This window comes from Nocardia sp. NPDC060249 (genome assembly GCF_042728755.1).
Lineage (GTDB): Bacteria > Actinomycetota > Actinomycetes > Mycobacteriales > Mycobacteriaceae > Nocardia.
Map to the genome: position 1 here is coordinate 403,505 of NZ_JBHXAQ010000003.1, position 24,973 is coordinate 428,477.

Annotated in this window: 21 protein-coding genes; 7 read left to right on the plus strand and 14 right to left on the minus strand. The window is 68.0% G+C overall.

Annotated features, from left to right (window positions below; all coding sequences use genetic code 11):
- Nucleotides 1-133: 133 nt before the first annotated feature.
- The 5 genes from cydC to ACFWFP_RS15655 all read right to left on the minus strand — a co-directional run bounded on the left by cydC (nucleotide 134) and on the right by ACFWFP_RS15655 (nucleotide 7,314).
- Complete coding sequence (gene cydC / locus ACFWFP_RS15635; protein WP_379295541.1) at nucleotides 134-1,903, minus strand: thiol reductant ABC exporter subunit CydC; 1,770 nt, start codon at nucleotides 1,901-1,903, stop codon at nucleotides 134-136.
- Nucleotides 1,900-3,777 (minus strand): thiol reductant ABC exporter subunit CydD, encoded by a 1,878-nt coding sequence (cydD, locus tag ACFWFP_RS15640; protein ID WP_379295543.1) that lies wholly within the window; start codon nucleotides 3,775-3,777, stop codon nucleotides 1,900-1,902. The genes cydC and cydD overlap by 4 nt, the downstream gene beginning before the upstream one ends.
- A 3-nt stretch (nucleotides 3,778-3,780) precedes the next feature.
- Nucleotides 3,781-4,809, minus strand: coding sequence for a cytochrome d ubiquinol oxidase subunit II (cydB, locus tag ACFWFP_RS15645; protein WP_379295545.1), 1,029 nt, complete (start codon nucleotides 4,807-4,809; stop codon nucleotides 3,781-3,783).
- Between the two features lie 9 nt (nucleotides 4,810-4,818).
- Nucleotides 4,819-6,273: a cytochrome ubiquinol oxidase subunit I gene (locus tag ACFWFP_RS15650; protein WP_379295546.1), complete on the minus strand. Its 1,455-nt coding sequence runs from the start codon at nucleotides 6,271-6,273 to the stop codon at nucleotides 4,819-4,821.
- 135 nt (nucleotides 6,274-6,408) lie between these two features.
- On the minus strand, nucleotides 6,409-7,314 hold the full coding sequence (locus ACFWFP_RS15655; RefSeq protein WP_379295548.1) for an aminodeoxychorismate lyase: 906 nt from the start codon (nucleotides 7,312-7,314) through the stop codon (nucleotides 6,409-6,411).
- Nucleotides 7,315-7,436: 122 nt separating this feature from the next.
- Here ACFWFP_RS15655 and ACFWFP_RS15660 point away from each other — a divergent pair, with 122 nt between their 5' ends.
- The 4 genes from ACFWFP_RS15660 (at nucleotide 7,437) to ACFWFP_RS15675 (ending at nucleotide 10,635) form a co-directional block, all read left to right on the plus strand.
- Nucleotides 7,437-8,540 (plus strand): YgfZ/GcvT domain-containing protein, encoded by a 1,104-nt coding sequence (locus tag ACFWFP_RS15660; protein ID WP_379295550.1) that lies wholly within the window; start codon nucleotides 7,437-7,439, stop codon nucleotides 8,538-8,540.
- Nucleotides 8,541-8,551: 11 nt separating this feature from the next.
- Nucleotides 8,552-9,211: an MOSC domain-containing protein gene (locus ACFWFP_RS15665; RefSeq protein ID WP_379295552.1), complete on the plus strand. Its 660-nt coding sequence runs from the start codon at nucleotides 8,552-8,554 to the stop codon at nucleotides 9,209-9,211.
- 70 nt (nucleotides 9,212-9,281) lie between these two features.
- A complete protein-coding gene (locus ACFWFP_RS15670) occupies nucleotides 9,282-10,232 on the plus strand; it encodes an asparaginase (protein WP_379295554.1) in 951 nt (316 codons plus the stop codon).
- Nucleotides 10,233-10,407: 175 nt separating this feature from the next.
- Nucleotides 10,408-10,635 (plus strand): DUF3073 domain-containing protein, encoded by a 228-nt coding sequence (locus ACFWFP_RS15675; protein ID WP_301904780.1) that lies wholly within the window; start codon nucleotides 10,408-10,410, stop codon nucleotides 10,633-10,635.
- Nucleotides 10,636-10,923: 288 nt separating this feature from the next.
- Here ACFWFP_RS15675 and purM read toward each other — a convergent pair whose 3' ends face one another.
- The 6 genes from purM to purF all read right to left on the minus strand — a co-directional run bounded on the left by purM (nucleotide 10,924) and on the right by purF (nucleotide 19,314).
- Nucleotides 10,924-12,003, minus strand: coding sequence for a phosphoribosylformylglycinamidine cyclo-ligase (gene purM / locus ACFWFP_RS15680; protein WP_101464588.1), 1,080 nt, complete (start codon nucleotides 12,001-12,003; stop codon nucleotides 10,924-10,926).
- Between the two features lie 156 nt (nucleotides 12,004-12,159).
- Complete coding sequence (locus ACFWFP_RS15685; protein WP_379295556.1) at nucleotides 12,160-13,824, minus strand: ABC transporter ATP-binding protein; 1,665 nt, start codon at nucleotides 13,822-13,824, stop codon at nucleotides 12,160-12,162.
- Complete coding sequence (locus ACFWFP_RS15690; RefSeq protein ID WP_379295558.1) at nucleotides 13,817-14,767, minus strand: ABC transporter permease; 951 nt, start codon at nucleotides 14,765-14,767, stop codon at nucleotides 13,817-13,819. The genes ACFWFP_RS15685 and ACFWFP_RS15690 overlap by 8 nt, the downstream gene beginning before the upstream one ends.
- A complete protein-coding gene (locus ACFWFP_RS15695) occupies nucleotides 14,768-15,808 on the minus strand; it encodes an ABC transporter permease (RefSeq protein ID WP_379295995.1) in 1,041 nt (346 codons plus the stop codon).
- Between the two features lie 53 nt (nucleotides 15,809-15,861).
- Nucleotides 15,862-17,448, minus strand: coding sequence for an ABC transporter substrate-binding protein (locus ACFWFP_RS15700; protein WP_379295560.1), 1,587 nt, complete (start codon nucleotides 17,446-17,448; stop codon nucleotides 15,862-15,864).
- A gap of 285 nt (nucleotides 17,449-17,733) precedes the next feature.
- Nucleotides 17,734-19,314, minus strand: coding sequence for an amidophosphoribosyltransferase (gene purF, locus ACFWFP_RS15705; RefSeq protein ID WP_379295562.1), 1,581 nt, complete (start codon nucleotides 19,312-19,314; stop codon nucleotides 17,734-17,736).
- Between the two features lie 256 nt (nucleotides 19,315-19,570).
- On the opposite strand from purF, the gene ACFWFP_RS15710 reads away from it, so the two are divergent.
- Nucleotides 19,571-20,893, plus strand: a complete 1,323-nt coding sequence (locus tag ACFWFP_RS15710; RefSeq protein WP_379295564.1) for a YhgE/Pip domain-containing protein — start codon at nucleotides 19,571-19,573, stop codon at nucleotides 20,891-20,893.
- Nucleotide 20,894: 1 nt separating this feature from the next.
- Here the strand turns inward: ACFWFP_RS15710 and ACFWFP_RS15715 are convergent, their stop codons facing one another.
- Entirely contained in the window at nucleotides 20,895-21,308 is a 414-nt protein-coding gene (locus ACFWFP_RS15715; protein ID WP_379295566.1) for a sterol carrier family protein, read from the minus strand.
- Nucleotides 21,309-21,398: 90 nt separating this feature from the next.
- On the opposite strand from ACFWFP_RS15715, the gene ACFWFP_RS15720 reads away from it, so the two are divergent.
- Both ACFWFP_RS15720 and ACFWFP_RS15725 read left to right on the plus strand, forming a co-directional pair.
- A complete protein-coding gene (locus ACFWFP_RS15720; protein ID WP_379295568.1) occupies nucleotides 21,399-21,674 on the plus strand; it encodes a hypothetical protein in 276 nt (91 codons plus the stop codon).
- 84 nt (nucleotides 21,675-21,758) lie between these two features.
- Nucleotides 21,759-22,625 carry an alpha/beta fold hydrolase gene (locus tag ACFWFP_RS15725; RefSeq protein WP_379295570.1) on the plus strand — a complete coding sequence of 289 codons (867 nt, stop codon included), beginning with the start codon at nucleotides 21,759-21,761 and terminating at the stop codon, nucleotides 22,623-22,625.
- A 6-nt stretch (nucleotides 22,626-22,631) separates the two neighbouring features.
- Here ACFWFP_RS15725 and ACFWFP_RS15730 read toward each other — a convergent pair whose 3' ends face one another.
- Together ACFWFP_RS15730 and ACFWFP_RS15735 are read right to left on the minus strand one after the other, a co-directional pair.
- Nucleotides 22,632-23,261: a CPBP family intramembrane glutamic endopeptidase gene (locus ACFWFP_RS15730; protein ID WP_379295572.1), complete on the minus strand. Its 630-nt coding sequence runs from the start codon at nucleotides 23,259-23,261 to the stop codon at nucleotides 22,632-22,634.
- Complete coding sequence (locus tag ACFWFP_RS15735) at nucleotides 23,258-24,961, minus strand: alpha/beta hydrolase (RefSeq protein ID WP_379295997.1); 1,704 nt, start codon at nucleotides 24,959-24,961, stop codon at nucleotides 23,258-23,260. Before ACFWFP_RS15735 ends, ACFWFP_RS15730 begins: the two co-directional genes overlap by 4 nt.
- Nucleotides 24,962-24,973: the final 12 nt, after the last annotated feature.

Below are 24,973 nucleotides of genomic sequence, written 5' to 3' on the forward strand. Positions count from 1 at the left end.
GCGGGCAGCCACCTCACGCATCCGTTGAACATACATTCTTCAGACCACCTCCTCTCTTGTGTACTGATGAATCTATCCGCGCCCGGCGCGCTCGGCAATTGATTTAATTACGGGTCTGACCTGGGCGAATACGTCACGTCGCCGAGTACGTCGTGGCGTGGGGATTCTCGATGTGGCAGGCGCCGGTCGCGTCGACGGTGACGACGGCGCCGGCCCTGTACCCGCGCGGAAGCTGGTGGGTGACAACGACAACGGTGCGATCGGGGGCGACGAGGCCGCTGTCCGGGTCGAGGAGGTCGAGCAGGAGTTGGTCACCTTCGGCGGCGGCCAGGTGTTCGGTCGGTTCGTCGAGGAGCAGGGTGTGCGCAGGGGAAACCAGGGCGCGGGCCAGCAGGATACGACGGCGCTGACCACCGGATACGGCGGCGGCACCCGCGGTGAGCGAGGTGTGCAGGCCGTCCGGCAGTGAATCCAGCCACGGGCCGAGACCGACTGCGCGCAGGGCGCTTTCGGCCTCGTCGAGGGTGAGGTCGCCACGCGCGACTCGCAGGTTCTCGAGAATCGAGGTGCCGAACAGATGCGCGTCCTCCGCGAAGAACGTGACACCGTCCCGGGGCGTATCGAACAGGCCCGCCCATGCCATCAGCAACGTCGTCTTCCCCGACCCACTGGGCCCGACGACAACCACCCGCGACCCTTCGGGCATCGGTGTCAGCTCGCCCCAGGGACCCGGCTCCGGCTCGGCAGCGACCACCGACCGCGCACGTTCTCGAGCCCCCGCTGGTCCCCGGTCGAGGTCAGCGGAAGCAGGCTCGACCTCCGCCCACTCCAAGCACTCGCTCCCGCCGCTGTCGGCGCTGCGGGTTCCTGCCGAGATGCCACGGAGGCGGTGCAGGGCAGCGCGGGACGTGGTGAGGGTGGTCGCGGCGGCGGGAAGCATGCCCACGGCTTCGAAGGCGGACAGCGGGACCAGCACCAGAATCGTCAAAGCCATCGGAGTCATGCCGCCGGGCAGTCCGCCGGTCGGCCCGTAGGCGGCGATGCCGACCAGCAGCGCACCGAACGCGCTCACCCCGATCGACAGGGGCGTGGCCGCAGCCGCCCACGCGCTGCGCGAGGCAGCCGAATCCTCCGCGATCACCGCCCGCTGAGAAGCCTTGTCCGCCACGGCGAGTGCCGCCTCCAGCCGCCCCGCGACCCGCAGCTCGGCAGCGTGATCGAGCACCGTGAGCCCCTCGGCGGTGAACTCGCCCCGATCGGCCCGCACCGCCCGCTCCGCTTCCCGCGCGGCCGCCGCCGACATCCACGGCGCGAGAATCCCCGAAACCGCCAGCGCGACCGCCAAGATCACCGCGGCCAGTGGCGAAATGATCGCGATCAGTCCCACCGCGGCCAGCGACAACACCACCGCGACCGCCACGGGCACCAGCACCCGGACAACCACCGCCCCGAGATCGTCGATATCAGCGCCGATCCGGACGAGCACATCCCCGCGCCGCAGCGCACGCCCCGTGCTGCCGACAGCGCCCGCGCGGTCCGCCTCGCCGGTCGACCCAGCCGACGAGCCGCTTCGGTCTCGCCACCACCGGACATCCGACTGCACCAAGGTGCGATACACCGCGGTGCGCGCCGTTGTCATCGCCCGCAGCGCCACATCGTGGGTGGCCAGCCGCTCCAGGTACCGGCACAGCCCCCGCGAGATGCCCAGTGCCCGCACCGCGACCACCGCGACGCTCAGATCCAGCACCGGCGGCATCTGCCAGGCCCGCGCGATCAACCACGCGGCGAGCGCGGCCAGCCCGAGCCCGCTCCCCAATGCCGCGACACCCCACGCGATCGCCACCGCGACCCGCGCGGGCGACAGCGCGAGCAACCGCCACATCTCCCGCAGATCGCCGATCATGAGACCGCCACCGCCCTGTCCCTCGACGGCGCGTCCGCCGCGACTACCTCGATCACCACATCGGCCGCCGCCAGCACCGTCGGGCGGTGGGCGACGACCACGACGGTCGCACCGGCGGCGGCGTATTCGCGCAGGGTGGTGAGCACGCGCTGCTCGCTCTCGGAGTCGAGGTGGGCGGTGGGTTCGTCGAGGAGCAGGATCGGGCGGTGGGCGGCGAGCACCCGGGTGAGAGCGAGACGCTGGCGTTGGCCCAGCGAGAGGCCGGTGCCGTGCCGGCCGACGACGGTATTCCAGCCGTCGGGGAGTTCGGCCAGCACGCTCTCGAATCCTGTCGCGGCGCTGACGGCTCGAAGATCATCCGCACTCGGGTCCGGGATGGCCCCGAGCAGCTCGACGTTCTCGCGCAAGGTACCGGGAACAAGCACCGGTCGCTGCGGCAGCCAGGCGATCCGGCTCCACCAGCGATCGGGGTCGAGTTCACGTAAATCGATACCGTCTACGAAGACGGCGCCTTCATCGGGTTGGATCAGACCCAGAATCGCCTGCACCGTAGTCGATTTCCCGCATCCGTTCGGCCCGGTCAAGGCGGTCACCAGTCCGGGTTCGAGCACGGCCGTCAGATGAGCGGGCGCGGTGCCCGTCCTGGCGGCGACAGACAGTCCGTGCAGGGCGATTCGCGCCGGTCCCGCACCCGCGGCGGAGGGGCCGGACCCGCGCGCCGCCCGGTTACCGGATACGACGACCTCGCCCCAAGCGGCGCGAGCGGGCACGGCCTCGCCCTGTCGGCGTTTCGGTTCCAGTACCGTGAAAGCCCGGTCAGCGGCGGCCATTCCGTCCTGCGCCGCGTGGAACTTCTCCCCCACCTGCCGCAGCGGCCAGTACACCTCCGGCGCGAGAATCAACGCCACCAGCCCGCTGTACAACGCCATCTCGCCGAACACCAGCCGCAGCCCGATCGCGACGGCGATCAACGCGACACTCAGCGTCGCGAGACTTTCCAGCACCATCGAGGAAAGGAACGCCATCCGCAGCGCGCGCATGGTCCGCTGCCGCAGCGAATCGCCAAGGGCCTGGACCTGATTCACCATCGAGGGCCCGTCCGCACCCTCACGCCCGAGCGCGCGCAAGGTGGGCATGCCCGCGAAAAGGTCGAGGATCTGGTCCGACAACCGCGTGGTCGCGGCGAGCGTCGCCTCGGCTCGCCCCTGGGTGAGCAGCCCGATCAGCACCATGAACATCGGGATCAACGGCACGGTGATCACCGCGATCAGCGCCGAGGTCCGGTCGTGCAGGGCGATGACCACCAACACCACCGGCGGCACCAGACAGGCCAGCAACAGGGCGGGCAGATAGCCGGTGAACCAGCCACGCAACCCGCTCAGACCGTTGCCGACGACGACCGCGATCTCCGTTCGCCGCACGTCCAGTTCCCGGGGCGGCAGCTCGGCGCCTGCCCGCAGCACCGCCGTCTCGAGCTCCGCGACCACCGCGCTTCCGGCCCGATGAGCCAACCGCGCCTGCCACCAACTCGCCAGCCCCCGCACCGCGACGGCTACCGCGAGGACCACCAATTCCGTGGTCCACGCACCGAACTCACGCTTGCCCGGATCCGTGATGACCCCGGCGAGCACCCGCCCCAGCACGATGGCGATCACCACGATCGTCGCCGTGATCACCAGCGCCAGCGCGAGCGCGATCACCAGATGCGGCCGCGCCGACCGCGCGTACCGCCACAACCGGGGATCCACCGGGCCGCGCCTCGACCGTGCCGGCGTCACCGCGCCCGGCTCGGGTCCCTCCTGCGACAAGCTCTCCGACACCACAGCGTCCGACCTTTCGCGAGCGACGATTTCCCGAGACGGGGCCGACGCCATCTGTCAGCCCTTACCGCTGCGCGGCAGACCCACCGGCGGCGGAATCTGTTCGACCCGAATCCGCTGCCGGAAAACCCAATAGGTCCACCCCTGATAAATCAGCACGACCGGCGTAGCGAGCAACGCCGCCCAGCTCATCACCTTCAACGTATACGGCGACGAGGACGCATTGTGGATGGTGAGGTCGTGGAGCGGGCTGATGGTCGACGGCAGCACATTCGGATACATCGACCCGATGATCAACACCGTCGCCGAGACGACACCGAGCGTCGTGCCGACAAAGGCCCAGCCGTCACGCCCCGCGATATTCGCCACCGCGGTGAGCGCGAGCCCGAGCAGGGCGGTCACCAGCACGATCCAGGTCCACCCGGCGCCGTAGGCGAGCTGCGTCCACAATCCGAATCCGCCGACTACCACCGCGGTGGGGATCAGCAGCGACCTGGCGATCCGCACGGCATCCGTCCGAACGTCACCCGCCGTCTTGAGCACCAGGAATACCGCACCGTGCAGCGCGAAGAGAACAGCGGTGCTCAGCCCGCCGAGTAGCGCGTACGGGCTGAGCAGATCCGCGACCGAACCGGTGATCTGCTTCTCCGCGTTCAACGGCACGCCCCGCACCATGTTCGCGAACACCCAGCCCCAGGCGAGTGCCGGAATCCAGGACCCGATCCCGATCCCGATATCGCACCAGGCCCGCCAGGTCGGATCGTTGATCTTGCCCCGGTATTCGATCGCGCACACCCGCAGAATCAAGGCGACGAGCAGGAGCAGCAGCGCCAGATAGAACCCGGAGAACATGCTGGCGTACCACTCGGGAAAGGCCGCGAACAGCGCACCGGCGGCGGTGATCAACCACACCTCGTTGCCGTCCCAGACCGGCCCGATCGTATTGAGCACGACGCGCCTGCGCGTATCGGAGCCCTTACCGAGAATCGGCATCAGCATGCCGACGCCGAAGTCGAATCCTTCCAGCACGAAGTAGCCGGTGAACAGCACACCGATCAGGAGGAACCAGAACTGTTGCAGATCCATCGTCGGCTCCTAGTACGCGAAGGAAAGTTGGGGAGTGTCGGTGCTGTCCGAACTCTCGGCGTGCGCCCCGGTGTCCGGCCCGGCGACGACGTACCGTCGCATCAGGTAGCACCACACCACCGCGAGCGCCCCGTAGAGCAGCGTGAACACCGCCAGCGAGAACATCACGGTCCCGGCGGAGTGTTCGGAGACCGCCTGCTGCACCGTCATCCGGATGTTCGGATCACCGGTCGGATTGGGCACCACCGCCCACGGCTGACGCCCCATCTCGGTGAACACCCAGCCCGCGCTGTTGGCCAGGAACGGCGTGGGGATCGCGAGCAGGCTCAGCCAGGAGAACCACCGCTGATCCGGCACCCGGCCACCGCGCGTCACCCAGAACCCGGCCAGCAACAGCAGCACCGACCCGCCCGCCAGCCCGATCATGGCGCGGAAGGACCAGTAGGTGACGAACAGGTTGGGCCGGTAATCCCCTGGCCCGTAGGCGACGTTGTAGGTCTTTTGCAGATCCACCACCCCGTCGAGCGTCACCCCGCTGAACTCGCCCTTGGCGAGATAGGGCAGCACATAGGGCACCTCGAGTACGTGGATCACGCCGTCGCAATTGTTGTGCGTACCCACGGTGAGAACGGAGAAGTCGGGGTCGGTCGCCGTGTGGCACAACGATTCCGCCGATGCCATTTTCATCGGCTGCTGTTCGAACATCAGCTTGCCCTGAATATCGCCGGTGAAGATCAAGGCCGCACCGGACAGCGCCACCACCACGAGGGCGAATCGCCCCACCGGGCGCCACATCGTCTGCGCCTCTTCGCGTTTCACCGCATCACCACTGCGCGCGTTGCGCACCATCCACCAGCCGGCAATGCCCGCGACGAAGGTGCCCGCGGTGAGAAACGCGCCCGCGACAACGTGCGGGAACGCGGCCAATGTCGTGTTGTTGGTCAGCAGCGCCGAAATGCTTTCCAGCTCAGCGCGTCCGGTCTCCGGGTTGTACCGGGCCCCCACCGGATGCTGCATGAACGAATTGGCGGCGACGATGAAATACGCCGAAGCGTTCACCCCGATGGCGACGATCCAGATGGTCGCCAGATGCACCAGCTTGGGCAGCCGGGTCCACCCGAAGATCCACAACCCGATGAATGTCGACTCCATGAAGAAGGCGATCAGCGCTTCCAGCGCCAGTGGCGCACCGAAGACGTCGCCGATGAAGCGGGAGTATTCGCTCCAGTTCATCCCGAACTGGAATTCCTGCACGATCCCGGTCGCGACGCCGAGGGCGAAGTTGATCAGGAACAGCTTGCCGAAGAATTTGGTCAGCCGGTACCAGCGTTCGTTGCCGGTGATCACCCAGGCGGTCTGCATCATCGCGATCAGCGGCGCGAGGCCGATGGTCAGCGGAACGAACAGAAAGTGGTAGACGGTCGTGATCCCGAACTGCCACCGGGAGACATCAAGGGTGTCCATCCGACCTCCACCGATCTACTACGACAACTTGTAGTAGATCCTACGCGCGGAATCACCCCGTTCGAGCGTGACAACCGCCACGGCCCGCGGAAACCCTTCCCGCAGGGGCACGCCCACCCGTGCCCCACACACGGATCACCAGTCTCCGATGGTCCCCGGCCGGTCGATCCCGAGGTCGACCATGTCGATGATCTCCTGAGCATTGTCGGGCGCCGACAAGCGAATCCCGTCGAGCTGGTTCACGCGCGCGGCGAGCGTGATGCTCGACAGCAGCCAGATACTGTCACAGTCGAAAAGGTCCGCGGTGAACAGTGTCTGGTACTTGCACTCCCAGCCGGACTTCTCCGCCACGTTGAACAGCGCACGCTGTGTGACGCCGGGCAGCACGCCGCTCTTGGCCGGCACGGTGATCAACTGCTTGCCGCGGGCGATCACCACCGACGAGCGCGGGCCCTCCAGGACCTTGTGTTCGGTGCTGTGGAAGATCACGTCCTCGGCGCCCATCCGCCGGGCGAACCGCAGCGCGGCCATATTGGTCGCGTACGACAGGGTCTTCGCGCCGAGCAGCTGCCACGGCGCCGCCTGCGCGAGGTCGACCGAGATGCCGCGCGCCAGCGACATCACCTTCACGCCCTCGGCGCGCGCCGTCGCGACCCGCGCGGGTACCGGGGAGACGAGCACATACGCGGTGGGTTGCGGATCCTCCGGTGCCAGCTCCGAGCGCGGCGCGTCGAATTCCGAGTCGCGGCCGCGCGTGTAGATCAGCCGCAACATTCCTTCCTCTTCCGATCCCCATTCCTTCACGGCCAGCTCCACCGCGGTGCGCCACCTCGACAGGCCGGGCTCCGGCAGTTCCAGCGCCTGAGCCGAGCGACGCAACCGCGCCAGGTGGAATTCCAGCGCGGTGGCCGTGCCGCCGCGCACCAAAATCGTTTCGAATACGCCATCGCCGCGAAGTGCGCCGATGTCGTCGGCATAGAGCGACGGCACGTTCGCGTCAGCGACCGTCCCGTCGAGTGTCACAAGAACCCGTTCTCCCATGTGCCGAGCGTAGGCGTTATCGCTCTGTTATGCCTACGGCTGCATCGAATCGAGCTCGCGACGCGCGCCGCGAAGACGACCACGTGCGGCGCGTGTCGGCAGACGCGCCTACAGTGGGTGTCGTGTCACAGGTCGTCTCCCCCAGTCCTGTTCTCCATACTCCGGGTGCCGTCGCGGGTGCACCCGATACCCCGGACGCCGCGGTCGCCTGGCATTACGGTGATCCGTTCGGTGAGCAGAAGGCCGCCGCGGAGCGGGTCGCGGTCGTGGATCGCTCCCATCGCAGCGTCGCCACGATCACCGGCGCCGAGCGCCTGAGCTGGCTGCACACCATCACCAGTCAGCACGTCGCCGCGCTCCCCGACGGGCACAGCGCCGAGAATCTCGACCTCGATCTCAACGGCCGGGTGCTGCACCACTTCGTGCTCACCGACCTCGACGGCACCGTCTGGCTCGACACCGAAGGCGCGCGCGGCGCCGATCTGCTGTCGTTCCTGCAGAAGATGGTGTTCTGGGCCGACGCCAAACCCGAAGCCGCCCCCGATCACGCCGTGCTGAGCCTGCTGGGCCCCCGGGTGGACACCCTGCTCGACACGCTCGGCATCGAGCAGCTGCCCGAGACCTACATCGCCACGGCGCTGCCCGGCGGCGGGTTCCTGCGGCGGATGCCGAACTCCTTCGACCTGATCGTGCCGCGGACCGAGCTGTCGGCCTGGTGGAGCAAGCTCACCGCGGCCGGGGCCGCACCGGCGGGCATGTGGGCCTACGAGGCGCTGCGGGTGGCCGCGCTGCGGCCCCGCATCGGCGTCGACACCGACGAACGCACCATCCCGCACGAGGCCCGCTGGATCGGCGGCATCGCCGAGCAGGGGGCCGTACACCTCGACAAGGGGTGCTACCGCGGCCAGGAGACCGTGGCGCGGGTGCACAACCTCGGCAAGCCCCCGCGCAATCTCGTGCTGCTGCATCTCGACGGCTCGGCCGACGAGCGCCCCGCCACCGGTGACGACGTGACCGCGGGCGGCCGCACCGTCGGCCGCCTCGGCACCGTGGTCGACCACTACGAACTCGGCCCGATCGCCCTGGCCCTGGTCAAGCGTTCGGTCCCCGCAGGCACCGAACTGGTCGTCGGCAGCACGGCCGCCGCCATCGACCCCGATTCGGTCCCCGCCGACGACACCGTGCAGGCGGGCCGCGCCGCCGTCGACCGGCTGCGCGGGCGATGAACCGTCCGCTCATGCGCGTCGGCGACACCGGCCGCGTCGAGGCCGTCTGCGTGGTGCACGCCGATATCGAGGTGCGCACGCGCGTCGGCCGCAGTGCCATCGACAAGCGCCCGGTCGACGGCCGGGTAGCGGTCGCCGCGCTCGGCCTGGCCGGTGACCACGTGTGCGACACCGCGCACCACGGCGGTGTCGACCAGGCCGTGTACGCCTACGCCGACGAAGACGCCCGCCGCTGGGCCGGCGAGCTCGAGCGCGAACTGCCCGCGGGCTGGTTCGGCGAGAACCTGCGCCTGACCGGTCTCCCGGTCAGCGACGCGGTGCTCGGCGCGCACTGGGCGATCGGCGACACCCTGCTCGAGGTCAGCGCGCCCCGCGTCCCCTGCGCGACCTTCCAGCAGTGGTCCGGCGAACCGCGCTGGGTGAAGCGCTTCGCCCTGCGATCCGACACCGGCGCCTACTTCCGGGTCCTGACCGAGGGCACCATCGGCGCGGGCGACGAGGTCCGCGTAGTCCACGTCCCCGAACACGCCATCACCGTCCGCGACCTGTTCACCGGCGCCGATCCCGCCCGCCTCGAACGCCTGCGCGCCGAGGAACCGACCATCTCCGCCGATGTCCGCATGCAGATCGACCGCCACACCCGAACCCGCACCGTGCAGGTCCGGGCATGAGCGGTCGGCGCCCGGCGGCGGCAGCTCACGTAACCACGCGGGGCGCCCGAGCCTGCCCGAGGGAGACAGCATGAGTGTCGAACTGGTCGAAGTCGTCCGATCCGGCTTTCGCGAGTGCGTGCATCGCGGCTCGGTCGTCATCCTCGATGCCTTCGGCACCCCCACCCTCGAGCTCGGCGAGATCCACGGCCCGATCTTCCCGCGCTCGACCAACAAGCCGATGCAGGCACTGGCCCTGCTGCGCAACGGTTTCGACCCCGTCGACGACGACGAACTCGCCATCGCCACCGCCTCCCACTTCGGTGAACCGGACCACATCGCCCTGGTCCGTCGCCTGCTCGACCGCTTCGGCTGCACCGCCGACGACCTCGCCTGCCCACCCGACCTGCCCTTCGAGGAGAAGGCCCGCGCCGCCGCGATCACCGGCGCGGGCCCGAGTCCGCTGTACATGAACTGTTCCGGCAAACACGCCGCGATGTTGGCGACCTGCGCGATCAACGATTGGCCGCGCACCGGATATCTCGAGATCGAACACCCGTTGCAGCAAGCGGTCCTGGCCACCGTCGCCGACGTCACCGGCGAACCGGAGACCGATCTGGGCATCGACGGCTGCGGCCTGCCGATCGTGCCCGTCTCGCTGATCAACCTCGCGCGCGCCTTCGCCGGCTTCACCACGGCCGAGTCCGGTACCGCGCCGCGCCGGATCGCCGATGCCGTTCGGGCGAATCCACGAGTGATTTCCGGCACGAGCGGCCCGGATCTGCTGGCCATGTCGGCGACCCCCGGACTGTTCTGCAAGATCGGCGCCGACGGCGTGCACGCGGGTGCGCTACCCGACGGAAGGGCCTTCGCGTACAAGATCGAAGACGGTCACGATCGGGCCCGGATGCCTCTGACGCTGGCGATTCTGCGCGAACTCGGCGTCGAGTGGACCGATCAGCACACACAGCTCGCGGCCACCGCGGTATTCGGCGGCGACGCCAGAGTAGGTGTGATCCGCGCGATCCCGGGAGTCATCTGAGACCGGGCGGTCTGGGCGAAGAAGGGGCAAACCGGGGCGCTTCGACAGGTCTTCACCCACTCCTGGGAGCGCGACGCCCTGACACACGCTAAAGTGTCTGTCAGGAAGAGTATTAATTCGAACGGGGCCGCCAACAAACCCCAGGCCGCCCCGCAGTGACGCGAGGGGGTCAGCCATGGGCCGTGGCCGGGCTAAGGCAAAGCAGACCAAAGTCGCACGTGAGCTCAAGTACAGCTCCGCGCCGACCGACTTCGCGAGCCTTCAGCGCGAGCTGTCGGATAGCGATGCTCCGCCCTACTCCCAACCCAGGAGTAGTGCAGTGCTGTCCGATGAGCATGATGCGGACGAGTCGCCGTCTCGTTGGAACGACGAGGACGACGGCTACGACAGCTGGCGCCGCTGACCTGACAGCGACGAAGGGGGAGGCCTGGTGGCCTCCCCCTTCCAGCCGTTCTCAGGTGAGTGACGACAGGCTCGCAGTAGCAGTTACGGCGAATACCTGAATACACGACGAGCGTCCTGTGCACACACAGGACGCTCGTCGTGTTCGCCGCCTCGAGGCCCCGACCACCCCGAGCCGACGGGAAAAACCCTCCGGGTGTGGGTTAGCCACTCGGTGGCCGGAACAAACCCTGAACGCACGTGAGCCGGGCCGCGATCCCTCGCGACCCGGCTCAGTGTGTGGGGCGGATCAGAACCTGGGGTGATCGCCCAGCAGCACCGCACGCGGCGCTTCGACGTCGGCGGCCTTCTTGACCTGACCCAGCGTCCAGCAGTCGATGTGGCGGGCCGTGAGCACCGCCAGCGCACGATCAGCATCCTCGGGCGCCACGATCGCGACCATGCCGACGCCCATGTTGAACGTCTTCTCCATCTCGATCCGCTCGACGCGTCCGCGCTGCGCGATCATCTTGAACACCGGCGCCGGGTTCCAGGTGCCACGATCCAGCTCGGCCACCAGGCCGGCGGGCAGCACGCGAGCCAGGTTGGCGGCCAGGCCACCACCGGTGACGTGCGAGAAGGTGCGCACATCGGTTTCGGCGATCAGCGCCAGGCAGTCCTTGGCGTAGATGCGGGTCGGCTCGAGCAGTTCCTCACCGAGGGTGCGGCCGAACTCCTCGACGTAACCGGTGAGCGACATCCGGTCGATGTCGAGCAGCACCTTGCGCGCCAGGCTGTAGCCGTTGGAGTGCAGGCCCGAGGACCCCATCGCGATCACGACGTCGCCGGGACGCACCCGGTCGGGGCCGAGCACCGCGTCGGCCTCGACGACGCCGACGCCGGTGGCGGACAGATCGTAGTCATCGGGATCCATCAGACCCGGGTGCTCGGCGGTCTCGCCGCCGAGCAGCGCGCAACCGGCCTTGATGCAGCCCTCGGCGATGCCGGAGACCAGCTCGGCGACCTTCTCCGGGATCACCTTGCCGATGGCGATGTAGTCCTGCAGGAACAGCGGCTCGGCGCCACACACCACCAGGTCGTCGACGACCATGGCGACCAGGTCGAGCCCGACGGTGTCGTGCTTGTCCAGGGCCTGGGCGACGGCGATCTTGGTGCCGACGCCGTCGGTGGAGGCGGCGAGCAGCGGTTCCCGGTATCCGCCCTTGAGCGCGAACAGCCCGGCGAAGCCGCCGATCCCGCCCTGCACCTCGGGTCGGCTGGCCTTCCTGGCCAATGGTCCGAACAATTCGACGGCGCGGTCACCGGCTTCGATGCTCACGCCCGCCGCAGCGTAGGAAGCGCCTGCACCGCTGGGTGTCTGTTCAGTCATTGTGGGGGAAAGCTCCAAACCGAATCGGCGGATAGATGCCTAGTAACTCTAGGTGATCCGCCAGTTCGGGTGTCGTGCGGCTCCTAGTGGTCACAGGCGCGCAGCGCTCCTCGGCCCTTCGCGCACGGCCGGAGCGAAGGCGGAGGTGCGCCTAGGTCATTGTTCCAGTTCGGTGGCGAATGTGGCGGCGATCTCGGCGCGCCGGCGCCGCTGTTCGACCGGGTCGGGGACCGGAACGGCGGCGACGAGGCGGCGGGTGTACTCGTGTTGGGGGTTGCGCAGGATCTGTTCGTTGTCGCCTTCCTCGACGCAGGATCCCTCGCGCAGGACCATGATCCGGTCCGCGAGCTGGTCGACGACGGCGAGGTCGTGGCTGATGAACAGACACGCCCAACCGCAACCCCGCTGCAACTCGGCGAACAGCTCGAGCACCGCCGCCTGCACCGACACATCCAGCGCGCTGGTCGGCTCGTCGGCCACGAGCAGATCCGGGTCGAGCACGAGCGCGCGCGCCAGACTCGCCCGCTGACGCTGCCCGCCGGACAGTTCGTGCGGGTACCGATTCTCGGTGCCCGCGGGCAGCTGCACGTCGTCGAGCATGTGCCTGACCCGCGCGCGGATGCTCGCCTTGTCCCCGATGCCGTGCACGACCAGGGGCTCGGCGACGCATTCGCCGACGGTCAGGCGCGGGTTGAGGGAACCGGCCGGATCTTGGAACACGAACCCGAACCGCCGCCGGATCGGCCGCAGCTTGCGCTGGGACAGATCCGCGATGTCCTGCCCGCGAATCAGCACGTGCCCCGCACTCGGCCGTTGCAACGCGGCGACACAGCGCCCGATGGTCGACTTGCCCGATCCCGATTCGCCGACCAGCCCCAGGGTCTCCCCCGGCCGGATCTGCAAGCTGACGCCGTCGACGGCCCGGAAAGCAGGCCGGCCGAACGGCCCGGGGAACGTGACGACCAGATCCTGCACATCGAGCACCGGCTCGACGGTCCGGTCGATCACCGGTCGCTCGCTGGTCGCCGCGCCGAGATGCGGAACGGCATCGAGCAGCGCCCTGGTGTAGTCGGCCTTCGGGTCGGCGAACAGTTCGTGCACGGGCGCCTGTTCGACCACCTCGCCGGCGCGCATCACCACCACCCGATCGGCGAGGTCGGCCACCACACCCATGTTGTGGGTGATCAGCACGATCGCACTGCCGAGCCGATCGCGCAGATCGCGCAGCAGTTCCAGAATCTCGGCCTGCACGGTGACATCGAGCGCGGTGGTCGGCTCGTCGGCGATGATCACCCTCGGCTCACACGAGATGGCGATCGCGATCATCACGCGCTGCTTCTGCCCGCCGGAGAGCTGGTGCGGGTAGTAGTCGACGCGATGCTCGGGATCGGGCAGCCCGACCAGGCGCAGGAGATCGATCGCCTTGGCCTTGGCGGCTTTTCGGCCCATCCCGCTGTGCGCGCGCAGCGCTTCGCCGATCTGGAAGCCGACGGTGAACAGCGGGTCGAGCGCGCGCGCCGGTTCCTGGAACACCATCGACACCTCGCCGCCGCGCAGCGCGGTGAGCTGACGTTCGGTCATCGAGGTGACCGGCCGGTCGCCGATGGTCACCAGCCCGCGCACCGACGCGGAATGCGGCAGCAGCCCGATGGCGGTGCGCGAACTCACCGATTTGCCCGACCCGGACTCGCCGACGATGGCGAGCACCTCACCGGGGAACACCTCGTAGGACACATCGCGCACCGCTTTCACGGGCCCGCTGTCGGTCGAGAAGGTGACCGACAGTCCCGAAACAGCCAGTGCGGCAGTCTTGTCACTCATCGACTGGTTCCTTGTCTGCCGAGGTGACCGCACGCCGGGTGCGCAGCAGCGGGTTCAGCGTTTCGTCGAGGCTCTCGCCGACCAGTGTCATCCCGAGCACCACCAGCACGATCGCGGTGCCGGGGAAGATCGAGGTCCACCAGATGCCGTTGGAGACATCGTTGAGTGCCTTGTTCAGGTCGTAGCCCCACTCGGCGGCCTGGGTGGGTTCGATGCCGAACCCGAGGAAGCCGAGCGCGGCGAGGGTGAGGATGGCGTCCGCGGCGTTGATCGTGACGATCACCGGCAGCGAGCCGGTGACGTTGGACAGGATGTGGCGGAACATGATTCGCGCCGTCGACGCCCCGGTCACCCGGGCGGCGTCCACGTAGGGCTCGGTCTTCACCGCCACCGTCGCGTTGCGTACCACCCGGAAGTATTGCGGCACATAGACAACCGTGATGGCGATGGCCGCCGACAGCATGCCGCCGAGACTGCTCGACGTGCCGCCCGCGACGACGATCGACACCACGATGGCCAGCAGCAACGACGGGAACGCGTAGATGGCGTCCATGATCAGCACCAGTGTCTTGTCGACCCAGCGCCCCACGAACCCCGACAGCAGCCCCAGCGGTACGCCGATCAGCAGCGACAGCGTCACCGAGATCGCGATCACCAGCAGCGCGGTGCGCGCGCCGAACAGCACCCGCGAGAGCACGTCCTCGCTGCGCACCGAGGTACCGAACCAGTGCTCGGCCGAGGGACCCTGCTGCGGCACGAAAGCCACACCGTCAGCGGAGTTCTGGGCCAGCCCGTAGGGCGCGAGTAACGGCGCGAACGCGGCCACGAACACGAACACACCGACCAGCACCAAGCCGGTGATGAGGGTGACCCGTTGCAGCCCCGAGGTTTTCGACAACAGTTCGGCGCCGGGCAGACGCCGGCGTTTCACAGCGGTGCTCATCTAGAACCTCACCCTCGGGTCGATCAGCGCGACGATGGCGTCCACGACGAAGCTCATCACCGCGACGACCAGCGCGATGAACGCCACGATGCCCTGCACGGCGATGAAGTCGCGCGCCCGCAGATACTCGGCGAGCTGATAGCCCAAGCCTTTCCATTCGAACGTGGTCTCGGTGAGCACCGCGCCGCCGAGCATCATCGCGATGCACATGCCCATCACCGTGATGATCGGGATCAGCGCGTTGCGGACCGCGTGCCTGCCGGTGACCACCCGCGAGGACAATCCCCGCGCCCGCGCGGCCTCGACGAAATCGCTGCGCAGCGTCTGGATCAAGTTCACCCGCACCAGCCGCAAGAAGATGCCGCCGGTGAGCAACCCGAGGGCCACCGCGGGCAGCACCGCGTGTTCGAGGACGTCGAGCACATAGGACGGTTCGCCGTAGAGGATCGCATCGACGATCAGGATGTTCGTCTTCGGCGAGACATGTTGCAGCGCGAGCTCTACGTCGGTGCTGGCGCGCCCGCCGACCGGGAACCAGCCCAGCCACACCGAGAAGACCAGCTTGAGCAGCATGCCCACGAAGAACACCGGCGCCGCGTAGGCCAGCACCGCGGCGAACCGCAGGAACGCGTCCGAGGGCGTATCCCGGTGTGTCGCGGCGTATCTGCCCAGCGGAACACCGACGGCGAACGCCACGAGCAGACCCCAGAAGACGAGCTCGAACGTGGCGGCGCCGTAGGTGATCACCACATCGCTGATCGCCTGGTTGTCCTGGGTCCGTCCGAAGTCACCGTGCAGGAAGCCGGTGATGTACTCCCAATACTGCGTCAGGATAGGGCGATTGAGTCCTGCGGCTTCCTTGCGGTCCTCGATCTGGTCCTGGGTCAGCCGGCCGCCCATGGCCGCGCTGATCGGGTCACCGATCACCCGCATCAGGAAGAACACCACTGTCACCAGCAACCACGCGGTCGGCAGAATCAGCAACAGCCGAATCAGCAGGTACCGCAGCAAAGCCACCTGGCGGGAACCCCCGCCGCGCATCCACCCGAAACGCCGCGCCCGGATCGGTGATCCGGGCGCAGCGGCAACGTCACTCACTTGCTCAGGACCGTGAACCGGAACTTGAAGGAACCGTCGAGGGTCTGATCGACACCGTTGACGCCCGGCTTCGACACCGCGACCTGCTTACCCGAGAGCAACGGCAGGGTCGGCAGGAAGTTCTGCGCCAGATCGGTCTGGATCTTCTTCAGCAACTCGGCCCGCTTGGCGGGGTCGCCCTCGGTGGTCTCGGCGGTGAGTTGGGCGTTGATGCCGGGGTTCTCGAAGTGCGACTGCAGGAAGTTGTTCGGGCCGAAGAACGGCGTCAGGTAGTTGTCGGCGTCCGGGAAGTCCGGGAACCAGCCGAACTGGTACATCGGGTACCCGTCGGAGGCACGCTCTTTCTGGTAGGTCACCCACTCGGTGGACTGCAGGTTCACCTTGAACAGCCCCGAGGCCTCCAGCTGCGACTTGACCGCCGCGTACTCCTCCGAGGAGCTCGAACCGTAGTGATCGGGGTTGTACTGCAGGTTCAGCGTCACCGGGGTGGCCACGCCCGCGTCGGCGAGGAACTTCGCGGCCGCGGCCTTGTCCGGCTTGGCGCCGTAGAGATCCTTGAGCGGCTCGGCCGCACCGGCCATGCCCGCGGGCACGTAACCGAAGGCGGGCTGATAGGTGCCCTTGTAGACGCCGTTGGCCAGCGCCTCGCGGTCGACGGAGGACGCGAAAGCCTTGCGTACGGCCAGCTTCTGCTCCGGGGTGTTGCCCGGCATGGTGTTCATGTTGAACACCACGTAGCGCAGCTCGCCGCCGGGGCCGTCGGTGACCTTCACCTTGGAATCGGCCCGCAGGGAGTCGATGTCGGTGGGGGTGAACGAGCGGTAGCCGACGTCGATGGCGCCGTTCTGCAGGTCCAGCTTCAGGTTGTCGGAGGTGGCGTAGTACTTGGTCGACACCGTGCTGTTCTTCGGCGTGCCGAGGATGCCCTGGTAGTCGGGGTTGGCCTGGTATTCGACCAGCTTGTTCTTGTCGTAACTCGAGATCGTGTACGGGCCGGAGTAGCCCTTGGCCTTGACGACCTCGTCGTCGGTGGCGACCTTGTCGGCAGGCAGCGACTTCTCGTCGACGATCGGACCGGCCTGGGTGGGCAGGATCGTCGGGAAGGTCTGATCGTTGGCGACCTTCAGAGTGAACGCGACGGTGAGATCGTCGATCAGATCGGTCTTGTCGAGATTGCCGAGCAGCGAAGCGGGACCGTGCGGATCGTTGATCTTCACCATCCGGTCGAAGGAGAACTTCACGCTCTTGGCGGTCAGCGGGTTGCCGTTGGCGAATTTCAGCCCGGGCTTGATCTTGCAGGTGTACACAGTGGGAGTGGTGAATTCGCACTTTTCCGCCGCATCGGGCTTCGGCGTGGTATCGCCCGGCGCGAAGTTCAGCAGATACGAATAGATCTGGTTCTCCACCAGCAGCGAACCGTTGTCGTACGCCGCGGCGGGATCGAGCGAGAAGATCTTGTCGGTGGTGCCGACGACCAGGCCCGCACCGGAGCCCGCTTCATCGGTGCGGCCGGAGCCACAGCCGGCCAGCGCGGCGGCGACAGCGGCGGTAATACCCACTGCGGCAATTTGTTTCGCGCGCATGCTTCGTGCCTTGTTCAACATCAGGTCCCATTCTCGAACGCCGCGCAGCCGTCGCACCCGGATCACGGAGGCGACGACTACATGGTGAGCTAGCGATATATCGAGGGACCGTACAGGTGAACCATTACCGCCCAGTTTCAAATGGTCCGAATTATTGCCGCCACGTTATGAACTAATCTTACGAAATTGCCGGTTACCGGAATTACTCTCGTACACAACACAAAAGGGGCCGATCAGGTTTATCCTGTCCGGCCCCTCTCGGGCGGCGTCTTACGGCAATGCGTGTTACGGACGACTGAGCGCGTCCACGTTGGCGTTCTCACCGAGCAGCTTCGACTCGGCCTTGCCCGAGAGCATCCCCTCGAGCACGTTCTTGCCGATCGCGGCCTCCGGTGGCAGTTCGATCGGGTAGTCGCCGGTGAAGCAGGCGGTGCACAGGCGCGAGCGCGGCTGCTCGGTGGCGGCGATCATGCCCTCGGTGGAGACGTAGCCGAGAGTGTCGGCGCCGATGGAGCGACGCACGTTCTCGACCATGTCGGCATAGCTGTCGTCGGCGCCGGTGCCGTTGGCGATCAGCTCCGCGCGCGAGGCGAAGTCGATGCCGTAGAAGCAGGGCCACTTCACCGGCGGCGACGCGATGCGCACGTGGATCTCGAGGGCACCGGCCTCGCGCAGCATGCGGATCAGCGCGCGCTGGGTGTTGCCCCGCACGATGGAGTCGTCGACGACGATGAGTCGCTTGCCGCGGATCACTTCGCGCAGCGGGTTGAGCTTGAGGCGGATGCCGAGCTGACGGATCGTCTGGCTGGGCTGAATGAAGGTGCGGCCCACATAGGCGTTCTTCATCAGGCCCTGGCCGTACGGAATGCCGGAGCCCTGGGCGTAGCCGACCGCTGCGGGCGTACCCGACTCGGGCACCGGGATCACCAGGTCGGCCTCGACCGGATGTTCCTTGGCCAGTTTGCGGCCGATCTCCACGCGGGTGGAGTGCACCGAGCGACCGGCGATCGTGGTGTCGGGGCGCGCCAGGTACACGTACTCGAAGACGCAACCCTTGGGCTCGGGATTGGCGAAGCGCATGGAGCGCACGCCATCGGAGTCGATGGCCAGCAGCTCGCCGGGCTCGATCTCGCGGACGAACGCGGCGCCGACGATGTCGAGGGCGGCGGTTTCGGAGGCCACGACCCAGCCACGATCGAGCCTGCCAAGCACCAGCGGGCGCACACCGTGCGGGTCACGCGCGGCGTAGAGGGTGTGCTCGTCCATGAAGGTGAGGCAGAACGCGCCGCGCAGCTGCGGCAGCAGTTCCATCGCGGCGGCCTCGATGCTGGAATCGGCCGAGGCGTGCGCCAGCAGAGCGGTGACGATGTCGGAGTCGGAGGTGGCGCCCGTCATCTGCGGGCGGCCGTCGATCACCCCGGCGCCGATCAGGCCGAGTTCGCGTGCGCGACCGGCCAATTCGGCGGTGTTGACCAGGTTGCCGTTGTGGCCGAGCGCCAGGCCGGAGCCGACGGAGGTGGTGCGGAAGATCGGCTGTGCGTTCTCCCAGGTGACACCACCGGTGGTGGAGTAGCGACAGTGCCCGACGGCGATGTGCCCCGGCATCGCCGCCAGGGTCTGCTCGTCGAAGACCTGGGAGACCAGGCCGAGATCCTTGAAGACCAGGATTTGGGAACCATCGGAAACGGCGATACCGGCCGCCTCCTGCCCGCGATGCTGCAGGGCGTACAGGCCGTAGTAGGTGAGCTTCGCCACGTCTTCGTCGGGAGCCCAGACGCCGAAGACGCCACACTCCTCGCGCGGCTCGTTCTCGGGCTCGTCGGCAAGAGTGGATGTGCTGTCGATCGTGCGATCGGCGTCGGTCACCGTTTGCTCCCTGTTCGGGCGGGCTGGGGGCACCCGTCATTCTACGGGTGATTCGGGCCTCGACGTACACCACGGCGCAAACCCGGCGCAATCGAGGCGTTCTGATCACCCGAATTCCGGAGTCCCAGCTGTTACGGTGCGGTTCGTGACCACCGATGACAGTGCGCACGAACCTGCTGATTCCCCAGCGTCTCCCACAGACAACGTCGATTCGGTAGCGAAGGATTCCGATTCGCCGCGGCCAAGGGAAGCGACGTTGGACACAGTCCGGATTCCACCCCGGCGGTGGGCCCGGATCGTACTGGCGCCGACCGTAGTCCTCGCGATCGTGTTGTCCCTGCTCGGCGTGATGTATCTGGCCTACATCTCCGATCCGGAGGCGAATCTGCACGATTTCCCGATCGCGCTGGTCAATCAGGATGTCGGTGACACCACCGACATCAACGGCCGGACCGAGCAGGTCAATTTCGGCAAGCAGGTGGCCGACGCGCTGGTGGCGGGCATGCCCGCCGATCAGGTCGACGTGCGCGTGGTCGGGATCAGCGAGTCCGAGCGGCTGATGCGCACCGCCCAGATCTACGGCGCCATCATCATCCCCAGCGACTTCAGCAAACGACTGGGCATCCTCGGGGTGGGCAGCGTGGTCGGCGGTGAGATCGAGCGCCCGATCATCACCGTGCAGACCAATCCCGGGATGGGCCCGTACTCCGCGGGCATCGTGACCCGCATCGGCGAGCGGGCGATGACGGAAGTGAACAAGCAGGTCGGACAGCAGCTGACCACGCAGGTCCGCGACACGCTCGCCGCGACACCGGAGGGCGCGCCGACGCCACAGATCTCCGGCGCCGCCCAGTTGACGCTGACCCAGCCGATCCAGGTGGTCGAGCAGGAGTGGCGACCGCTGAGCCCGGGTGCCGGCCTCGGCCTGACAGCCTTCTTCTACGCGCTGTTGATCCTGATGGCCGGCGTGGTCGGCGCGATGGTCATCCACACCATGGTCGACGCGCAGCTGGGTTTCCAGCCCACCGAGTACGGCCCCTGGTACGTGCACTATCCGCCGACCCCGATCTCGAGATTTCACACCCTGTTGATCAAGTGGGGCGTGATGGCCTTCGTCACCGTCGTGGTCTCGCTGATCTATCTGGTCGTGGCGAAGATCCTGGGCGTCGCCGGGCACCAGCCGATGCAGCTGTTCCTGTTCTCGGTGCTGGCGCTGGTCGCGGTCGGCATGACCTGCATGGCCTCGCTGGCTGCCTTCGGCACCGCGGGCCTGCTGATCAATCTGGCCGTCTTCGTCATCCTCGGGCTGCCCTCGTCGAGCGGCACCGTCCCGATCCAGGCGACCCCGACCTACATCGCCTGGCTGGCCGAGTTCGAGCCGATGCACCAGGTCTACCTGGGCATGCGCTCGATCCTGTACTTCGAATCCGACTACACCGCGGGCCTGGGTCGCGGAATCTGGATGTCACTGCTCGGCCTGCTCCTCGCCCTGGTCGGCGGTGTCGTCATCACCAAGTACTACGACTACAAGGGCTTGCACCGGGAGAACCTGATCGACAAGAAGAAGGCCGCGGCCTGACCTACCCGAGGGCGGGGTCGTCGGCCGTGCGCAGCGGCACGATCGGCAGCCACCCGGCGATCTCGCCCGCCCTTGTCCCCGACGCACTCACGACCCCGGCCCGCACCGCGTCCTCGAACCCGAGCAGCCCGGTAGCCAGCAACAACCAGGTCCGCGCGTCCGTCTCCACCACGTTCGGCGGATTCCCCCTGGTATGCCGAGGCCCCTCGATACATTGCACCGCCACGAACGGCGGCACTCGCACCTCCACCGAATGCCCCGGCGCACTCCCCGCCAGGGCCCGCACCGTCCCCTTCACCGCGGCCCCCAACTCCCGCCGCCCCGGTTCCGGCAACGCCGGATCCCGCAACCACTCCCCCACACCCAGCACAGCCGCCCGCACCTGCGCGGGATCGACCACATTCCGTCCAGCCATACCGCGAAACGCTACCGACGTTCACTGACATTCCGGCGCCCGAGCCGACTCCGTGACTCGAACGGCGAACACCCGCTAGCGTGATTTCCGATGAGACGTGCGACAGCCTTGATCTCGATCCCCGCGGCGACGCTGATCGCCGCCTGCCAGACGCCCGACGACCTGCTCCCGGTCGCCACCGACCTGGCCCGCGACCTCAAGGCCGACGAACTCGGCTCCCGCACAGCCGCATTGACCGTCGCCTGCGTCTGCGCCCACCTCCCGGGCCGTACCGAAGTGCGCGACGAAAATTTCCTGGAGCACCCTTGGAACGGCACGCCGTCCCGCGACGCCGAGTACCTGACCTGGACCAGGTCCGACAGCTGACCGAGGGGGCTCACGGCAAACGCCCCGACTGCCGATCGAACGCCCGACGGCGCCGATCGGTGGGACTCGTCGTACATTCGTCCTATGAGTGTCACCGATCCCCTCGAGCCGACAACGCTGCGATTGCGCGCGGCCGACGGGCTCACCCTGGTCGCCGACAGCTTCGGTGCGGAGGACGGCCCGCTGGTCGTGATGCTGCACGGAGGTGGACAGAACCGGTATTCGTGGAAGCGGACGGGACGGGCGCTGGCCGCGGCGGGGATGCGGGTTGTCGCCGTCGACGCGCGCGGACACGGTGACAGCGATTGGTCGCCGGAGGCGGACTACTCCAGGACCGTGATGGTCGCCGACCTGCACGCCGTGCTCGAGCAGCTCGGCGCGACGCGGGAGGCGGGCGCGGTGGTGGTCGGGGCCAGTATGGGCGGGATCACCGGACTGCTCGCCACCGCGACGCCGGGCGGGAGCGCGATCCGCGCACTGGTCCTGGTCGACATCGTGCCCCGCTCGGAGTCCACGGGCGTGGCGCGCGTGATGGACTTCCTCGGCAGGCACCGCGACGGTTTCGACACCCTCGACCAGGTGGCCGACGCAGTCGCCGCTTACCTGCCGCACCGCCCGCGCCCCGACAACGCCGAGGGTCTCCTGCGCAATCTGCGTCAGCGCGACGGCCGCTGGTACTGGCACTGGGACCCCGACCTGATCAGCGACGTCAACGACGACCCGGACGCCCGCATCATCGAGATGGAAGCCGCCGCCGAGGCACTCACCATCCCGGTCCTGCTGATCCGCGGCGGCAAGTCCGACGTGGTCAGCGACGAGGGCGCCGCGGCGTTCCTGGCGCTCACACCGCACGCCCGCCTGACCGAGATCAGCGCCGCGGCCCATACCGCCGCGGGCGACGACAACGACGCCTTCACCGAGGCCGTCGCCGATTTCGTCGCGACTGCCTGAGCGGGGTTACCGCCGCAGCCCGTCGACCCATCGAGCGGCGGCGGGCGCGAGCGCTCCCCCGGCGTTGATCGCCAGATGCAGGAGCGCGGGCGCGGTGGCGCTGCCCGACCGGCGGCGGAGTTCGGTGAAGACGAGACCGGCGAGGGTGGTGGCCGCAACCGTGGGGACCACCGGATCGCCCGCGGCTCTTGCCGGTTGGATGTGCCAGAGCCCGAAATCGAGGGCGCCGATCACGGGCGCCGGCGATCCGGCGCTCTCGGCGAGCACCCGATCGAGGGTGCCCCGGAAGACGGCTTCCTCGGCCAGGACGGTGCCGACGGGAATGTGCAGGCCGATCCATTCGAGGGTCGATGTCTCCGGTGCGCGGACCGCGATCTCGAGTGGCAGGCGTCGCAGGGACGGGATCGACAGGGCGACGGCATAGCCTGCGGCGACGATGGCCGCGCTGCCGAGACCCCAGCGGAAACCACTGGGCGACAACCAGTTCGGATGGCCCCGGAAGATTTTCGTGTATCCCGTCGCGAAGGCGATGTTCGCCGCGGTGCGACCACGCAGCGGGAGATCGAGGCCAGGCAGAACCCGGTTGTTCCACAGCAGCGGAAGGGCCAGCGCGGCAACAGCTTCGAGCCTTCTCACTTCACCTCCCGCTCGTAGATCTCCGCCGATTCCAGTGCGGCACGGATGTTTTCGACTTCATCGCGGTCCACCCCCGGTGGCGCCGCGACGGCCAACCACCCGTCCAGCACCAAACTCCCGTACCGATGCCCGTGCCCGTCGACCACTCCCTGCGCGTTGGTGAGATCGGCTGTGACCTGCCAGAACGTCACGAACGGTGCCCACCGCATCTGTGTCGACACATCGGGACCGCGTGGCTCGCTCAACCAATCCGGCTGCGTGAAGATCAGATCGGCCGACCACCACACGATCGGGTCGGACGGATGTTGCAGGTAGGCGATGCGGGGTTCGCGCCACGGCTCCGAACCATCGAAATCCGTTGCGTCATCGGCGAATCGAACGACGAGTCCGTCCGCGTACACGGGCGCCACCTCGGGTGACCCCGGGTCGCGGCGATCGACGAACTGGCTCCACAGCCGATTCGAGTTCGGCGGCCCCACCCACAACGCGCCATCGACCTCCTCACGAAGATCGGCCAGCCCGTCGAACGCCTCCTCCGACCCCTGTGAACCCAGACTCTCCCCATAGACGAACAGCTTCGGCCGATGACCCTCCGGCTGGGCCGACCACCGCTCGTACACCGCGTCGAACAGCTCCCGGCTGGCCGCGGCCGCCTTCTCCCGGTCCGACAGGAACGAGAGCACGCTGGGCAGATACGAGAACTGGGTCGCCACGATCGCCGTGTCACCGCCGTAGAGGTATTCCACCGCGCCCGCCGCCATCCCGTTGACCCACCCGGTCCCGGTCGTCGTGACCACCACCATCGCCTCACGTTCGAAGGCTTCGGTCCGCTCTAGTTCGGCGACGGCCAACTGCGCCGCGGTCTGGTCCCGAGCCATCGATTCCAGCCCCACGTACGCCCGGATGGGTTCGCGCGCGGGCTTTCCCGTCACCTCGGTGATCGCGGCGGCACTGGGACCGTTGGACACGAACCACCGCCCTTCGAACCCCAGCGTCACCCATGGCGCGAGCGACCCGGGACTGCCCGAACGCTCCGGCGCGATCGGCTGCACCGCGTACGGCGTGGTCCGGTCGTTGCGCACGCTGAACGCCGAGTTGGCCACCGCGAAGAACGCCCGCGAGGCGACGCCGTTGAAGATCGTCACCGTGAGCACGACCAGCACCAGCAACCCGGCGGCGGGCGCCACCTCACGCGGCACCCGCACCCACCGATTGAGCTGACGAGCCAGGCCGAGCACCATGACGCGCACGGTCCGATACGCGGCCACCACCGCCACCCCGACGGCCACGCTGAGCAGCCCGGTTCGCAGATAGGCGGGCGTGGTGGTGCCCGCCATCCCCATCAGTGAGGTGATCTCGCGTTGCCACCGCGCCGACTGCACCAGCATCAGCGCCGCCACCAGCGCACATCCCACCAGCACGATCGCCTTGATCGCGTACCGCACCCGATCGGAAGGGCTCGGAATCGGAATCCGCGACCGCACCCACCACCGGAACAACCACTCGAGCACACATCCGAGCCCGTAGCCGATCGCGGCGTTGATCCCGCTGATCAGCCCCTGGAACAGCCAGTCACGCGGCACCAGCGAGGGCGTCACCGACAGCCCGAAGAACAGCGTCGCCAGCACCAATCCCACGTAGTTCAGATCGATGACGACCTCGACGCGCCGCAGGACCGCGGTGCCGCGCGCACGCAGCATCGCTGAAGTCGA

What these genes read in the sequence shown, in the direction of transcription:
- ACFWFP_RS15690 (WP_379295558.1), bottom strand. Translation starts at nt 14,767, where the DNA reads ATGAGCACCGCTGTGAAACGCCGGCGTCTGCCCGGCGCCGAACTGTTG.
- ACFWFP_RS15685 (WP_379295556.1), bottom strand. Translation starts at nt 13,824, where the DNA reads ATGAGTGACAAGACTGCCGCACTGGCTGTTTCGGGACTGTCGGTCACC.
- ACFWFP_RS15735 (WP_379295997.1), bottom strand. Translation starts at nt 24,961, where the DNA reads ATGCTGCGTGCGCGCGGCACCGCGGTCCTGCGGCGCGTCGAGGTCGTC.
- ACFWFP_RS15650 (WP_379295546.1), bottom strand. Translation starts at nt 6,273, where the DNA reads ATGGACACCCTTGATGTCTCCCGGTGGCAGTTCGGGATCACGACCGTC.
- ACFWFP_RS15715 (WP_379295566.1), bottom strand. Translation starts at nt 21,308, where the DNA reads ATGGCTGGACGGAATGTGGTCGATCCCGCGCAGGTGCGGGCGGCTGTG.
- ACFWFP_RS15675 (WP_301904780.1), top strand. Translation starts at nt 10,408, where the DNA reads ATGGGCCGTGGCCGGGCTAAGGCAAAGCAGACCAAAGTCGCACGTGAG.
- ACFWFP_RS15670 (WP_379295554.1), top strand. Translation starts at nt 9,282, where the DNA reads ATGAGTGTCGAACTGGTCGAAGTCGTCCGATCCGGCTTTCGCGAGTGC.
- ACFWFP_RS15695 (WP_379295995.1), bottom strand. Translation starts at nt 15,808, where the DNA reads ATGCGCGGCGGGGGTTCCCGCCAGGTGGCTTTGCTGCGGTACCTGCTG.
- ACFWFP_RS15665 (WP_379295552.1), top strand. Translation starts at nt 8,552, where the DNA reads ATGCGCGTCGGCGACACCGGCCGCGTCGAGGCCGTCTGCGTGGTGCAC.
- ACFWFP_RS15725 (WP_379295570.1), top strand. Translation starts at nt 21,759, where the DNA reads ATGAGTGTCACCGATCCCCTCGAGCCGACAACGCTGCGATTGCGCGCG.
- ACFWFP_RS15700 (WP_379295560.1), bottom strand. Translation starts at nt 17,448, where the DNA reads ATGCGCGCGAAACAAATTGCCGCAGTGGGTATTACCGCCGCTGTCGCC.
- ACFWFP_RS15655 (WP_379295548.1), bottom strand. Translation starts at nt 7,314, where the DNA reads ATGGGAGAACGGGTTCTTGTGACACTCGACGGGACGGTCGCTGACGCG.
- cydD (WP_379295543.1), bottom strand. Translation starts at nt 3,777, where the DNA reads ATGGCGTCGGCCCCGTCTCGGGAAATCGTCGCTCGCGAAAGGTCGGAC.
- ACFWFP_RS15720 (WP_379295568.1), top strand. Translation starts at nt 21,399, where the DNA reads ATGAGACGTGCGACAGCCTTGATCTCGATCCCCGCGGCGACGCTGATC.
- cydC (WP_379295541.1), bottom strand. Translation starts at nt 1,903, where the DNA reads ATGATCGGCGATCTGCGGGAGATGTGGCGGTTGCTCGCGCTGTCGCCC.
- purM (WP_101464588.1), bottom strand. Translation starts at nt 12,003, where the DNA reads ATGACTGAACAGACACCCAGCGGTGCAGGCGCTTCCTACGCTGCGGCG.
- cydB (WP_379295545.1), bottom strand. Translation starts at nt 4,809, where the DNA reads ATGGATCTGCAACAGTTCTGGTTCCTCCTGATCGGTGTGCTGTTCACC.